The sequence below is a fragment of the Nonomuraea sp. CA-143628 genome (assembly GCF_050942315.1).
GTDB lineage: Bacteria > Actinomycetota > Actinomycetes > Streptosporangiales > Streptosporangiaceae > Nonomuraea.
The window spans coordinates 7,592,548-7,606,743 of the sequence record NZ_CP192072.1 but is presented as its reverse complement, the minus strand read 5'-3'; the positions used below and the strand labels follow the sequence as shown (position 1 = coordinate 7,606,743).

The 14,196-nt window shown below is 67.9% G+C and carries 10 protein-coding genes; 5 read left to right on the top strand and 5 right to left on the bottom strand.

The features are described 5' to 3' along the window. Positions 1-198: 198 nt before the first annotated feature. Both ACQP2T_RS34780 and ACQP2T_RS34775 read right to left on the bottom strand, forming a co-directional pair. Positions 199-909 (bottom strand): hypothetical protein, encoded by a 711-nt coding sequence (locus ACQP2T_RS34780; RefSeq protein WP_433509120.1) that lies wholly within the window; start codon positions 907-909, stop codon positions 199-201. 374 nt (positions 910-1,283) lie between these two features. Then, positions 1,284-2,198 carry a cation diffusion facilitator family transporter gene (locus ACQP2T_RS34775; protein WP_433509119.1) on the bottom strand — a complete coding sequence of 305 codons (915 nt, stop codon included), beginning with the start codon at positions 2,196-2,198 and terminating at the stop codon, positions 1,284-1,286. Positions 2,199-2,830: 632 nt separating this feature from the next. On the opposite strand from ACQP2T_RS34775, the gene ACQP2T_RS34770 reads away from it, so the two are divergent. Further along, positions 2,831-3,775: a C40 family peptidase gene (locus ACQP2T_RS34770; protein ID WP_433509118.1), complete on the top strand. Its 945-nt coding sequence runs from the start codon at positions 2,831-2,833 to the stop codon at positions 3,773-3,775. Positions 3,776-3,881: 106 nt separating this feature from the next. Then, positions 3,882-4,118, top strand: coding sequence for a BlaI/MecI/CopY family transcriptional regulator (locus ACQP2T_RS34765; protein ID WP_433509117.1), 237 nt, complete (start codon positions 3,882-3,884; stop codon positions 4,116-4,118). A gap of 877 nt (positions 4,119-4,995) precedes the next feature. Here ACQP2T_RS34765 and ACQP2T_RS34760 read toward each other — a convergent pair. Then, entirely contained in the window at positions 4,996-5,442 is a 447-nt protein-coding gene (locus ACQP2T_RS34760) for a hypothetical protein (RefSeq protein WP_433509116.1), read from the bottom strand. A gap of 218 nt (positions 5,443-5,660) precedes the next feature. After that, positions 5,661-7,304, bottom strand: a complete 1,644-nt coding sequence (locus tag ACQP2T_RS34755) for a DUF1996 domain-containing protein (protein WP_433509115.1) — start codon at positions 7,302-7,304, stop codon at positions 5,661-5,663. 871 nt (positions 7,305-8,175) lie between these two features. Between ACQP2T_RS34755 and ACQP2T_RS34750 the strand changes: the two genes are divergently transcribed. Next, the gene (locus tag ACQP2T_RS34750; protein WP_433509114.1) at positions 8,176-8,478 is read left to right on the top strand and encodes a hypothetical protein; all 303 of its coding nucleotides are present in this window, start codon (positions 8,176-8,178) and stop codon (positions 8,476-8,478) included. 2 nt (positions 8,479-8,480) lie between these two features. Here the strand turns inward: ACQP2T_RS34750 and ACQP2T_RS34745 are convergent, their stop codons facing one another. Continuing rightward, positions 8,481-10,889: a DUF4132 domain-containing protein gene (locus ACQP2T_RS34745; protein ID WP_433509113.1), complete on the bottom strand. Its 2,409-nt coding sequence runs from the start codon at positions 10,887-10,889 to the stop codon at positions 8,481-8,483. Positions 10,890-11,016: 127 nt separating this feature from the next. On the opposite strand from ACQP2T_RS34745, the gene ACQP2T_RS34740 reads away from it, so the two are divergent. Together ACQP2T_RS34740 and ACQP2T_RS34735 are read left to right on the top strand one after the other, a co-directional pair. Next, a complete protein-coding gene (locus tag ACQP2T_RS34740) occupies positions 11,017-11,409 on the top strand; it encodes a hypothetical protein (RefSeq protein WP_433509112.1) in 393 nt (130 codons plus the stop codon). Between the two features lie 466 nt (positions 11,410-11,875). Further along, complete coding sequence (locus ACQP2T_RS34735) at positions 11,876-13,927, top strand: zinc ribbon domain-containing protein (RefSeq protein WP_433509111.1); 2,052 nt, start codon at positions 11,876-11,878, stop codon at positions 13,925-13,927. The last annotated feature ends 269 nt before the right edge of the window (positions 13,928-14,196 follow it).

The window sequence follows — 14,196 nt, the reverse complement described above, 5'->3', positions numbered from 1 at the left end:
GGAGATATCGGAAGAGAGGTTCGTCGCTTGCATGACCATCAGGCAAGCAGGCGATTCCGGAGGTCAACCGCGTTGTCATCGTTTCATCACATGATGGGGGATCGGCTGTCACGAAGGCAGGACCCCGGCATCTGGGTGGAGGGATTCCCGGCGACGATCAGCGGGGACGATCAGCGGCGTGTCGATCAGCGACGTTGATCAGCTGCGTCGCCGGAAGCGGCGCGCGGTCAGCCGGCGGGGAAGCCTGAGATGGAAGCCGGTGGCGTCGAGCACGGCGTCGAGCAGGGCCAGCAGGACGCCTGCTCCGCCCGCCAGCCCGGCGGCGCGGAAGTCCTCGGCCGGGGTGTCGCCGGGCGCGGCCGGGCGCGGGTCGATCCGTCCCGTGGGGTCCCAGAGGACCGCGAGGGTGGTGCCCGGCCGCGCCACGGAGACGCGGGTCGTCATCGAGTCCGGACCGCCCTGTGAGCAGGCCAGGCGGTAGTCGTAGTACGTCTCGCTGCGCGTGGAGGTCCATGTGGTGCCCGGGTCGCCGGGTGAGGTGCCGGGCTGGTAGTGGGTGTCGGTGACGGTTCGCTGCTGCGGGGTCTCCTGGCGTACCAGGCAGTCGCTCACCTGGCCGCGCTGGGCCAGCGCCTGCCGCGCCACGGCGTCGTCGGCCAGGTTCATGCAGTAGATCAGCGCCATGCCCATCGCGAGGCTCAGTAACATCCGGGTGCATCTGAAGAACGCCAGGCCGATCGATGCCGCCACCGCGAAGAAACCGATGATCGCCAGGACGACCCCGACCCAGCCCGCTGGGCCGTAGGCGTCGAGGTAGCCCCTTCCGAAGGCCAGCGAGGTCGCCAGCGCGGCCGGCCACCCGCGCAGCAGAACGCCCCGTATGTCCGTGTGCCTGCGAGGGAGAGACATCTGATCACCCTCGCCATCGGTGCCCGCGCCGCTCACGACGTAAACGTCCTCCCATCGGGACGCGGTTTGACGGCCGGGGCGTGTCCGGGCCGAACCGTGCGGATACCAGGGGGCTGAAGCCAGTTGGCCGAGGCCGGGCGTTGCGGCACGGTGTCGAGGTGATCAAGCAACTCCCGTACACCGCGGACCAGACGACCGCCGAGCGGGCGGGTCGATGAGCTTCGGCACCTACGCCCGCCGCGTCCGCGATCTTCCTTATGGCCCGCGCTACTGCTGGCTGCGCTGCGCGGTGAGCCGGTACAAGCCAGTGGGCTTCCACGCGACCTGGGACTTCATCACCGGCCGCGCCGGAAACGTCCGCCGGGAGCAGCCGGCTAGGCAGTGCCTCGGTGCACCGGTCCATGCGGGTCGGCGCAGTGGGCCTCGTCCTCTCCGAGAGGGATCACTTCGGGGGCGGCGTGGTCGACCTGCAGGGTCGTGTGCTCGATGCCGTACTCGTCGTGCAGCATCCGCTCGGTGTCCAGCCGTACGGCATGGCAGTCGGCTCCGGGTAGGACGAGGATGTGGGCGGACATCGCCGCGTAGCCCGAGGTGACCTCCCAGATGTGTAGATCGTGCACTTCCACCACGTGCTCCAGAGCGGCGGCCTTGGCGCCGATCTCGGCCGGGTTCATCCCGGCGGGGGCCGCCTCCATGAAGACGCGACCGGCGTCACGTACCAGCCCCCACCCGGCCTTGAGCATCAGCGCCGCGACCACCAAAGCGGCGATCGCGTCCGCCTGGAGCCAGCCGGTCAGCCACACCACCAGTCCGGCGATGGTGGTGGCGATGAAGGCGTACAGGTCGTTGAGCACGTGCTGGAAGGCGCCCTCGACGTTCAGGCTGGAACGGTTCGCCTTGCTGAGCAGCCAGGTGGCGGCGACGTTGATCGCGATGCCCGCCAGGCCGGTCGCCACCACATACAGGCCTTCCACCTGCGGCGGGTCGATCACCCTGCGCACTGCCTCATAGATGAAGTAGGCGCTCAGCAGGAGTAACGTGATGCCGTTGAGGAGCGCCGAGATGATCTCGGCGCGCTTGAGCCCGTACGTGAAGCCGCCCTGCGGTGGGCGAGCGGCGATCCGCATCGCGATCAGCGCGAACAGGATCGCCATGGCGTCGGTCAGCATGTGGCCCGCGTCGGAGATCAACGCCAGGGATTGTGCGATGAACCCGATGACCACCTCGATCGCCATGAATCCGACGATCAGGCTGAGAGCGCCGATCAGATAGCGCCTGTCCGCGTCCACGCTCACACCATGGCCGTGGCCGTGGCCGTGCCCATCACTCATAGCTCGCCTCGTCATGTGAACATATATTCATATGTATGAGTTTGGTGACCCATGGCGTCCTCTGTCAAGACTTCGCCCATCGCCACTTCGCCGCCTCGAAGGATGTCTTGCGGGTGCTCGACGGGAGGCGCCGGCGTCCGGACTTGCCGTCTAACCGCTCCGGTTTCTGCAGGGCCCATCGTGCGCCGGCCTCGGAGGCTGAAGACAGTCAGGTAGCCCCAAAACGCCACAACCACCGCTCGGTGTCGCGGCATCCGGTCTGCCTGCGAGATTGCGGGCTGAACGACTACCGGACCCAAGGTCGCCAGTCGGTCTACGCCTTGCCCCGGCCGGAGTCGATGGCCCCGCTCGCCTTCGCCGAGCAGTTGTCGGCTCCACGGGCCACGCGACCGCGCGTCCGCACGCCACTGAACCCCCGCCGGAGATGGCTTGGCATGATCGCTCTTCCTACGTCGGATAGTACGTGCTGGCTCGCCAGGCAATTACCGCGAACCAGCTAATAAGGTAGTCCGGCTCGGTACTATTTCGCCTCATATCTTGGCTAGTTACGAGGAGGCGTCGTAGTGGCTGTGCCGACAAGGCTCGGGCAGATGGCAGGGGCAGCAGTGCTGGCATTAGTCGCGTTGGCCTCCAGCCCGGGCGCCGCCGCCGCCGCGCCGTCGCCCGCCAAGGCCAGGGCCAAGCTGGTGAAGCTGAACGAGCAGGCCGACAAGGTGGTCGAGCGGTACAACCAGGCCACCGAGACGTATAAGAAGGCCAAGCAGAAGTACGACACCCTCAACGCCGAACTCGATCGCAAGTCCGTACGATCCGATGCCCTGCGGCAGGATATCGTCTCGATGGCGGTCAACAACTACCAGTACGGCGGCTACGAGAACTGGCAGAGTTTCGCCGGTCAGGGCGAGACACTGAGCAGCATGGCAGCGCTGGGCCAGATCGCCACCGAGCGATCGTCCAAGCTGCGGGCATACGAGGACAGCATCAAGGACCTGCGCGACCGGCGCAACGAGGCCAAGGATGTCCTCGCCGAGGCCGATAAGGCGCGCGAGAAGGTGGACGACGACAAGACCGAGGTCGAGAAGCTGATCGCGCAGCAGACCAAGATCCTGCGCAGGCTCGGCGCCTTCAAGACGGGCGATCCCAACAGCACGGGAATCAAGTACACGGGCCCGGCCTCGGGCAACGCCCGCATCGCGCTGCAGTTCGCGTTCGCGCAAGTGGGCAAGCCGTACGGGTACGGCGCCAATGGACCGAACTCCTACGACTGCTCCAGCCTCACCCAGGCCTCCTGGCGTTCCGCCGGGGTCGTCATCCCCCGCACGACGTACACACAGTGGGCCTGGGGCGCCGGCCGTCGCGTCTCGCTGGATGCCCTCCAGCCTGGGGACCTGCTGTTCAGCAAGGGCCTGGGACATATGGGCATGTACGCCGGCGACGGGAAGATGGTCCACGCGCCACAGACCGGAGACGTGATCAAGGTCGTCGAGCTCGACGACTACTGGCGCAACCGCCTTCTCGGCGCAGTCCGCCCATGAGGCCACCACGCCCCCACTGTGGACGCGCAGGCGTGAAGAGGTGCAAGCTGGCCCCGCGTCTACGACCGCGCGTAGACAGGATCGCGAGATCGCCTACACCACCGTGATGGACAAGCTCTACAAGAAGTGCCTGCTGAAGCGCGAGACGGTGGGTAAGGCGTACGTGTACAAGCCGGTAGGCGCCAAGGCGTCCTACACCGCCGGGCTGATGCGCGAGACTCCGGCCGGCGGCGGTAACCAGGCGGCCACGCTGGTGCACTTCCTTGAGCGGTTGACCCCGGAGGAGGCTGCCGCGCTTGGGTGCGCACTTGAGGTGTTCCCGTCGCGCACGCGTCGATCATGACGGTCGCCCTGGTCCTCGTCGTCCACGCCACGGTTGCTGGTCAAGGCCGCCTGGGCCGAGCGGGCGCCCCGTCCGGCGATCTCCATGTGGCTGCCGCGGGCATCTCCGCGGTCCTCTCGGCTGTGATGGTCGCGCTGAGTGCCGCGATCTCCGGCGACGCGGTCGTGCGCGGCCACGACACCCCGGAGGAGGTTGCGCGACATCGCGCAGAACTTCGAGGGCGCCCCGGGACCGCGACGAGATCGTCTTCCACCACCGGCTGTGCGACATCGAGATCTCGGGGAAGGCCGTATGGATCGCACTTCTCGCTCCGGAACGCTTGCCGCCTCTTCTGCAGAAACGTCGACCGTCGAGGCGTGCCACGCTCGATGGCGGTCATCGGCCTGTCCAGAGTCAGGAAGCGGGCGATGCCTGGTCGTCTTTCCGCCTTTGTGTCGCGGACGAGGTGCCCGCCGATTCCTGCTGTAGTCCCCGCTCTCGGCCCTCGGCGGCCTTCGCCCGACCCTCTGAGCGCATCAGTCGCACGACACCGATGACGAATGCGGTGCCTACCGCGAGCGGAGGCACAAGGGCGGACACGATCTCGAACATGACATCCTCTTTCGAGCTCTTGGAAGCGTCACATATTTCTATCTCGCGTAGAAGAAACCGTACCGCCCCGCGGTCCTACTGGCGCCTGTCAGGCGGGGACGTCGGCGTAGGAGTGAGTCGACGAAGAGCAGCCTTCCCGACTGGAGCCGTACGGTGCCGGCCGACGGTGCTCAGGGCTTGCAGCACGTGGGTGCCGCACCTCGAACGAATAGGAACACGTGCTTCTCACCTACAGGCGGCCGCGACGGTAATGGCTCGTTGACGGTAATCCCCACGCCTGCACGAATCAGTGGTGGGCGCTCGGGGACGGGGTGGAGCTGCTAGGCGGGGTGGAGCTGCGAGGGCCATGCTCTTCGACCGTGCCCCCGAGTTGCCTGCTCAATTCCTGCATGAAGGACTTGGACTTGGCCGACAGCGCCCATCGATCGCCGATGAGATAGAGGCCGCCATACATCTCGGCGTAGTCAAGCCACTCACGCTGGCCTTCGGCCGTCTGGAAATCGAGGAACACGTAGGGGATCCCGTCTCGGGTACATTCCCCTTTCCGGTAGTCCAGAGCCTTGAGGGTGATCTTGGAGGTGCAGCCGATGACGGCCGCCAGTTGCTCTACGGTGTACGTCCGTGGAGTCTTCCCCCCGGGGGCGGTGGCGTTCAACGCCGATTTCGACCCACTGCCCGCCTCGGCCTGTGCACTGCATCCGGTGAGCGTGAGCGCCGAGGCGATGGCCAGCAACGACAGGACGACGCCTCCATTACCTCGCCGTCTGGCGACGCCGGTCACACGCGCTGCGGTCGCTGATGCGATGCTCTGAATGCGTCGCGGGCGGGAGATACCAGCCACGGTCTTGCCCTTTCTCACAGCTGACATGGCCTTGCTCCTGGCAATGAGGACGGCATGGCCAGTTACCTGGCCACACCGAGCCTCCTCTTCTACCCTTGCTTGAGGCAGGGTCAGCGGCAGCGTCTGCCGCTGTTGATGCAGTTGACGACCTGCCCCATCTGCTGCTGGTTCATCAGGTTGATGAAGTCACTGTGGTCGGTGACCGGCTTGTGCCGTTCCTCAGGGAAGCCGTCTACGGCGAAGTTGGGGCCCTGCGGCACGTTGTAGACGAGCCGGTGCTCCAGCGCCGGGATGGGCTGGAAGCCCTGCGGGCAACTGCCGTCGGCCTGGGGGAACGTGACGTGGGTCCGGTGGTTGGCACTGTCGATGTTCTGGCCGTCCCAGCAACTCTGGAAATCGAAGATCCGAACGAGCCTGCTTCCTCGTGGGCAGAGCGGGTACTTGTCCGTCAACTGACGGTTCTCAAACCCGGTGCAGGTCCACCCGGCGTTGGGTTCGGCCCCGCCGACCCGGGCATTCCCGGTGATGATGCGCAGGAACTGCGGAGACGGCACCACCTTGGCGGTCGGGTTGCCCTTGAAGGTGATCTGCACCTGCACCGGGGTGAGGATCTTGCCGACGTTGCCGTCGAGGCCGCCGCCTCGCCGGTTGGCGTCGAACTCCTGCTGGCCCAGCGCCCTCAGCACGGGCCAGTAGTGCGTGGACTTGTCGCCGTTGCGGCAGGTGGTACTGGCCGCCAGCAGGCTCTCATTGGTGGATTGGTTGTTGGTGGACACGTTGCCCACGTAGTCGTGTGTGTGCTGCGCGCCGTTGGCGACACCGGGGGCCACGATGACGTTGTCCGAGTTGAAGATTCGCCTCTCGTTGCGTCCACAGTCCACGCTGAAGGTTCCCCTGGAGCCGTTCTGCTGTGTGCGGGGGATGTTCACGTTCGGCCGCACTGAACGGATGTCGACGAAGTCCTCCGGGACGGGCCCTCTGGCCTGCTCCCCGTCGCCCCCATCCTCGCCGTTGTTCCCGTTGTCTCCCTCGTCTTCCTCGTTTCCGTTGTTGTCTCCGCCCCCCGGATTCCCGAGCTCACAGGTCGCCAGATTCTGCAGGCCGGTCGGTGCCTGGGCGCCGGCTCGCTGGAAGGCGATCGTGATCCGCTGAAGGGTCGCCACTCGCTTGTCGCGCAGCGGTCCAAGGATCGCGTTCTGTACGAAGTTGGGGCCGCCCTGCCCTGCCGAGTTCTTCAGCCGCTGGTTCGCCTCAGCGATCTGGGTCTCCAACAACTGCAGGTTCCGCTGAACCTCCGCCTGAGCACGAGCAGGAACTTGACCCAGCCTGTTCGCTACAGCGGGGCAGGTGATCTGACCGGTGGCGCCACCGTTGTTCTGGTTCCCGTTGTCCTGGTTCTGGTTCTGGCCGTTGTCTTGGTCTCCGTTGTCCTGGTCCTGGTTCTGGCCGTTGTCTTGGTCCCCGTTGCCTTGGTCCTGGTTTTGACCGTTGTTCTGATCTCCGTTCTGGTCCCCGTTGTTCTGATCGCCGTTGTCGTTCCCGGTCCCGTCATCCTGCACACTGCAGGTGGCAACGCCCTGCAGGCCGGTCGGTGCCTGGGCGCCGGCTCGCTGGAAGGCGATCGTGATTCGCTGAAGGGTCGCCACTCGCTTGTCGCGCAGCGGTCCAAGGATCGCGTTCTGTACGAAGTTGGGGCCGCCCTGCCCTGCCGAGTTCTTCAGCCGCTGGTTCGCCTCAGCGATCTGGGTCTCCAACAACTGCAGGTTCCGCTGAACCTCCGCCTGAGCACGAGCGGGGACATCGCTCACCCTGTCCGCCACAGCAGGGCAAGAAATAGTCGGTGCGAAGGCCGTGCCGGATGCCGCGCTCACCGCCTGGGCGGTACCGGCAGTCAGGCCACTGCTCATGACAGCCAGGACGGTGAGTATGCTCACCGTCCTTTGGCGGATGCAGGAGCCATGTTTATGTCTCATCACAAACCCTCTCTCCGTCGTGATGCGGCCAGGCCTTCAGGCTCATCAGGCTGCATCCACAAAGCGGTCGTGGCCGTCGTCATGACGAGATACGCGGGTTCTACGACTTAGGTTCGACATCGTGTAGAAGTCGGCATGGGCGGCCGGACCTGCATGGCCGCGCTGGAGCTGAGGGTGGGTGTGCGGCATGAGTGGCGCATTTCTTTCAGCAGGTAGGGACCGTTGGCTTCCGTCGGCCAAGCGATTTTCCAACGGGCTGAACAGGCCCTTGTCCACTGCCGCCCGGTCCGCACCGGTGTCGGACGCGCCTCCGAACTGATGGCCGCCCGAGGCGTGCGCCGAGTGATCTCCGCCCGAGGTGGTGTACAACAGGCCTGCGGCTGCGGCTATCAGGAGGAAGGGGCGACGAGGAGGCCGGCGTAGAGGTGCGGTTGCAGCTGTCCACGCCTGGACACCGTCGTTGCGAACAGCGGCCATGGCTCCGAGATGCATGACCGCGCCGCCGGCCAGTACGCCATGTCCTACGGCGATGCCGTCAGCGGGCCGCGCAACGTCAAGGGGGCCGAAGACCTGGGCGCCTACCTGCGCTCCCTCGGCCGATGACCTCGGTGCTGCGCGAGGCGGCGTTCCTGCGGCTGTGGTCGGGGATCACTTGGCCACGTGGGCGCTGCCGTTCATCCTGGGGCTGGCGGTGTTCGACGGCAGCCTGACGGCGACTGGGCACGACGTCGTGCTGGCCGCCCGCACCGTCGGCTTCCTCGTCGCGGTGCCGGTCGGCGGCGTTCCGGCCGGGCCCGCCGGAGCGCCCACCCCCGATCTCCTGACGCCCATCGAACAACGCACCGCCGGCTATTGGGCCTGTCACCACCAGCAGAAGTTTCCCCGGCCGGCTGACTACTCTGGCCGTCGCCTGATTACGGCGCTCCAGGACGTGGCCGCGTCAGCGAGCCGTTGAGGTCATGACCGGCGGATCTGCTGGAGGATGGTCTCGTCGGTGATCTTGCTGTCGTGGGCCAGGAGGAAGGCCTTGCTGAGGATGAGGGCCAGGCGGCCGTCCTCCTCGAAGGGCAGGAACAGCTTGGCGTCGCGCTTACGGGCTGTGACGATGCACAGGTAGACGTCGCCGGGGCTCATGAGGATGTTGCCGCTGCCCAGGTGGATCCGGTAGGTGCGCAGGTCGCCGCGGACGACCAGGTAGCGGTCGGTGAGCGTGCAGCGGTCGGCGATCCTCGTACGGGGGAGGATTCGGGCCAGCGCGTCGCGGCGGACCTCGGCCGACGGCGGCAGCGCGCCGAAGGCGGCCTCGCGCACATACCCACCGAAACGCTCCTCGCCACCGCCGAAATGCTCCTCGCCCCGGTCGATCCAGTCCGGGTCGGCGGCGATCGAGGTGACCGCGATGAACAGGTCCACGTCCCGCATCGCCTCGCTGAACACCAGCGGCGGAACCCGCGCCAGTGGCGTCTCCCGCCAGGCGCGCCCGTCGCGCCGGTCGAAGCGGACCTGGTCGGTGGCGGCCAGGGTCACCTCGTGGTCGGCCACCGCGGCGGTCTCGTAGCGGAAGCGGACCCGCCAGGCGCCCTCCGCCAGTTCCTTCTTGGCCACGGCTTCCTGCTCGCCGTGGAAGGCGCGCAGCCAGAGCGTCTGCCAGCCGCGCTCCTTGAGCAGCGCGTACAGCCGCGGGTGGTCGACGATGTGGGCGGCGAACCGATGGGAGTAGACCCCGGTGCTCTCCTCGGCGGGGGTGAGCAGGTAGACCTCCCGGAAGGCCTGCTTGTACGGCTGGCGCAGCCGTCGCTCGGTCACCGCCTCCCGCCAGGCCGCCACTTCGGTCAGCGCGGCGCGCGCGGGATGCCACAGCCGGACCTCGGCACCGGGCGGGGCGTCGCCGGGAAGGAAGGCCGTCCCATCCGCCTCCCAGATCAGCCCGCGCGCCACCACCCCGGTGATCGGATGGTTCAGGTAATGACGGGTCCAGTCCTCATGCGACCAGGTCCGGTCGACGGTGAACAGTCCCTCCAATCGGGCGCGCTCGGCGGCCAGCGTCTGGCGGACCTCCTTCTGGACGGCCTTGATGGCCTTGAGCTCCTCGGCATGGGTTTCCTTCACCGCCGCGGGGAGGGCACGGATCGCGGTGCCGTCGGCGGCGGTGAAGCCGAGTCGTACGGTGACCGCGTCCTGGACGGTCAGCACCACGGTGTGGTCACCCAGCCGCCACGACCGGGTCCCGTCGGTGGCGAGTCCGTGGGCCGGCACCCCCCGCTCCAGCAGCTGGGCCGGTGTGATCCCGGCGTGTCCGGCGGCCGTGGCGAGCGCGGTGTCGACCTGCTTGCGCAGCGCCCGATGCTTGATCGAGGTCTGGAGCCGCCAGAGCGGCTGCGGGTCTTCGCCCTCGCCGAGCGCGTTGATCGCGGCACCGGCGATCACCGCATCCTGCGTGAACCGGGCGCGGTCGCCACCCAGATGGACGGCCAGCCAGGTCAGAGTGGCCGCCAGATCGTCGACCCGGGCCAGCGTCGCCGCCCAGATGGTCCCGCGGGCCACATCCGTGTTCGCCTCGGACACCATCCGCCGGTTGCCGTCGTCGGACACCTCGCGGACGAAGGCCGTCAGCGCGAACCGCACGAACTCCCGCGCACCGGCCGGCTCCAGCAGGGTCAGGCAGCGGGCGCGCCACGTCTGGGTGGGCCGCGGCGTATGTACCTCGCACAGATGCTCGACCAGCTTGACCAGGTGGGGTGCGGGCGCGTCCCCAAGGTGTTCGCGTACGGACGAGGCCCAGGTGTCGGCGCGTACCAGCGCCGACAGCGGCAGCGTCGTCGGGCCGCCGGGCAGGGCCAGCGCGATCCGGCGGTGCAGACGTCGTCGGTCGTCGGCAGGCAGTTGGACGTGGGCCATGGCCTCGATCAGCCGGGTGAACGGCTCGCGCAGGTGTTGCCGCTCGGCGATGTCGATTTCCAGCACCAGGTCCACGACCCGGCACACCCAGGTGGCGTCCCAGTACTGAAACTCCCGGCTGTGCGCGACAGAGAGCAGCGCGGCCACATCGGTGGCGGTCCAGCCGTCGGAGCCGGACAGGGCCAGCTCCAGCTCCTCGTAGTATTCGTCCAGCCCGGGTTGAGCCAGGTAGATCACGGCGGCCCTGCGGTCGGCGCCCTCGGCGTGGCGCAGCCGTCGCACCCGCTCCTGCCGGACATTCCGGGCCTGGCGCCGCAGCTTCTCGTCACGCCGTTCGTCCCGGTCATCCGGCCAGAGCCAGGAGTATGAACGTCCCTCCAGCTCAAGCTCCTGGACGATCGCCTCCATGATCCAACTCGTGGATGCGAAGGCGGCCGTGACCGTCTCGTCGACGGTGAGTTCGCGCATGCCCTGGATCATGCCGGAGTCGTCCGACAGAATTCACCGCCTCTCGCGGTGAGGGTTCGCCGCGGGCCAGTTTGTCGGAGGCGGCTGATAGCCAAGGATCTCACCCCGCTACCACAGGAGATCATCGATGGCCCAGGTCACCTTTCGTGACGAGAGCGCGAGTGGCCGGCCGCTGGAGGAGTTCACGCTGCCCGGTCTGCCGGATCGGATCACCGCGCGTGAGCTGCTGCGGCTGCGCGTGCGCGAGGAGGTCGCCCGGTACAACGCGGCACCCTCGCCCAGGTTCAACGGGCTGGTCAAGCCCGACGACGCCGAGGTCGAGCTGAACGGCTACCGGATGCGCGCGGCGCGGCGGATCGACTGGGAGCGTCAGGCGGACATCGCCGAGCGGGCGTTCGCGCGCAACGGATTCCTCCTGCTGGTCGGTGATCATCAGATCGAGGATCTGGACGAGTCGATCGACCTGACCGCGGATCCGGTGATCTCGTTCGTCAAGCTTGTCCCGCTGGCCGGAGGGTAGGAACGGTCCTTCGCATTCGCTATGGAAACCTGAGGTTCTGCCATGACCTCGAAGTGGCTTTGTTGAGGGTGATGGCAGTCAGGCGTCTGGGGTGTATCCGGCTTGGGTCGGTGTGGATAGGCATGTGGCGGTCATGTTCGTGTCCTTGGCCGGAGGGCGCTGTGGATCGGTTTCGGGGCGGTCGGTGGGGTGTCCCGGTCTCGATCTCGTTGTCCACGCTGTGCCCGTGGAGATGTGCCCGCAGGGTCGCAGCCGTGGCCGGTGAGCGGTTGTTGCCGTGTGGTCTGGCGGATGGGGTGTTGGCTCGCGGTGCGCTGAGAGGGCGACGGTGTCCGGCGAACGGGTATCGCTCACATGTTCTATCCAGCGCGGCAAACTCTTGGTAGCGTTGCTGTTACACATCGTGCGGATGGGGGTGGCGGGGATGCAGGTTGTGCGGGACACGCATCGATGCCGTCTCGCGTCGATGCCCTCTGGCAGTGCGCTCACCGCGACCGCGACCTGCACCGCGCATGCCGCCACGGTGGAGGCGACCGGTGAGGTCGTCGCGCAGCCGCTCCTGGCACAGCGGGTCGCCTGGCTGAGCGGCCTGGCGGGAGATCTTACCGCCTGTATCGTCGCAGCTCGGTGGAGTGCGGCTGATCTGGATGCGTTGGCGTCTGGGCGGGGGTTGGACGGGCGGGTGTTGCCGTCGAAGGGCTGGATGGCTGTCCGCAGGCTGGGCTGGGGTGTGGGCCCGGCCGCGGGCGTACATGTGTGCGATCGGGTGCTGCGGTGTGCGCAGGAGCAGGCCGCTCGCCTGTTGCGGCTGGCGGTACACCGGCGCGTGGTGGTGGCGGCGATCGTGGCGAGTTGGCCGCGCGATCCGGGTGTCCGGACGGATGCCGAGTGGGTGGCGTTGCGCGCTGTGCTGCCGGACGGGGTGAGCGTGGCGGAGGTTCGTAACCGGACCCGGCAGATCCGTGCTTATCTCGACCGGCATGAGGTGTTCCCGGCCGATCTGACCGATTTGGAGGAGCCGCCGAAGGTGGCGGCGCAGGTGGTGCTGGCGGCGGCCGACCGGCAACTGCTCACCCTGCAGCGCACCGGCGAGCGCGGTGCTCTGTTGCGGGTGCGGCTTCCCCTGGTCCAGTCGCCCACCTGCGCCAGGGACTGGGCGTGGCATGTGCTGCCACTGGCGTTGCCGCCGACCGTCGCGCCGGAGGCGAAGCTGTGCGCCCCCACCGTGCGGGTGAGTAAGGGCCGGGTGCGCGTCGATCTGCCGTTCAAGATCCCGATTACTGTCGCGCCCGCCACCGGCCACACGGTCGGGTGCGGCTTCGACTGGGGCCTCAACACCGTGCTGACCGGCACGGCCGGACACCTGACCGAGGGCCGGGAGACCTCCGATGGCCGGGTGATCGGCGACGGGCGGCCGCTGGCCTACGATGCGCGCGGCGTGTCGGCCAAGCTGCACCGGTTGCGGGCTGAGCGGCAGCATCTGGCCGCCAAGCACCGCCATCAGGAACGGCTCCTGGCGCGGATTACGCCCGCTGATCCTCGTTTCGCCCAGCTGGCCGCGGCCTGGCAGCGCATCGGGGTCGAGCACGAGCGGCTGTGCGCCCGCATCCGGCATCTGAACAAGGCGCTGGCCTGGTCGGCGTCACGCTGGGCGGTCGACCAGGCGGTGTTTGCGGGGGCGACGGTCATCTATCTGGAAGACCTGGCCACCCTGGAAGCGCGCGGCCGCCGAGGACGGGCGAACGCGCGCCTGTCGGGGCAGGTACGCGGGCAGATCGTCGAGGCGATCCGGCACCTGGCGGCCAAGCACACCATCGCGGTGGTCACCGTCCCGGCGCGCGGCACCTCCCGCTTCTGTCCCCGCTGCGGCACCGGCACGTCGCCGCTTACTCACTGCCCGGCCCCCGACCGGCTCACCGAGAAGGGCTGGACCTGGGCCTACTGCCCGGCCTGCGGCCTGTCCTGCGACCGAGACTGGGCGGCGGCCGAGCGGATCGTCTCGCGTGGCCTGCTCGGCCAGAACGCCACCCGCACCCATCGCTCCACCGGCGCCCGCACCATCGTCACCATTGTGGAAGGCAACGTGGCCCGCGCCCGCCGACCGCGTAAACCCACCCGCGCCGCCCGGCGCGCCCGCCGCACCCGAACCGACCTGCACCCCCGACCAGCCGCGCGCGACCGGTCCAAGAACCGCCCCACCCCGAAACGCCCCACCCGAACCCCCAACAAACCTATCAACAATTCGGCCGGCCACTCAGCGAACAACCCGGCCGAGCAGGCGATGACCTCCAGCCGTGTGCCCGACCGGCGCACGGTGCCCGCCCCACCGCCTGCCAGCGGTGGACAGCGTCCGGCGGGCCGTGCACCCAAGCCGGGGCGGCACCAGCCGGACCGGACAGGGCATGTCAGGAATTCCCACCATCGGACCGGCTTCCACCACGCCAAAGCCACCCCCGTGCTCACGCTTGCCAAGCACGGGGGCGGCCCCAAGCAGGCTACGCCTGTCCGAGTTGCCTGATTCCTTCAGGGAACCACAGGGAATTCAAGACGCTGAGACGGGTGCGCGACGAAGTCATCACAGAGTGCGTTCATATAAGTGCACTGAGTGATATGCGGTGGTCGGGTGGCTTCCGAACCCCCCACGGGCGCGTACATCCCGAGTACCTTCGACACCGAGCCGCGCTCCGCGGCCGGTCTGCCGCTGGCGTTGATCGAGCAGTGGCGTGACACCGGTCAAAGCCACGAGGACGCGCGGCGGCTGCTGGGCCGATTCGCGGTCCGCGGTTA

Bases quoted from the DNA above. Each gene is read 5' to 3' on its own strand.
- ACQP2T_RS34735 (WP_433509111.1), top strand. From the start codon at position 11,876: ATGCCCTCTGGCAGTGCGCTCACCGCGACCGCGACCTGCACCGCGCAT.
- ACQP2T_RS34745 (WP_433509113.1), bottom strand. From the start codon at position 10,889: ATGCGCGAACTCACCGTCGACGAGACGGTCACGGCCGCCTTCGCATCC.
- ACQP2T_RS34770 (WP_433509118.1), top strand. From the start codon at position 2,831: ATGGCAGGGGCAGCAGTGCTGGCATTAGTCGCGTTGGCCTCCAGCCCG.
- ACQP2T_RS34740 (WP_433509112.1), top strand. From the start codon at position 11,017: ATGGCCCAGGTCACCTTTCGTGACGAGAGCGCGAGTGGCCGGCCGCTG.
- ACQP2T_RS34780 (WP_433509120.1), bottom strand. From the start codon at position 909: ATGTCTCTCCCTCGCAGGCACACGGACATACGGGGCGTTCTGCTGCGC.
- ACQP2T_RS34765 (WP_433509117.1), top strand. From the start codon at position 3,882: ATGGACAAGCTCTACAAGAAGTGCCTGCTGAAGCGCGAGACGGTGGGT.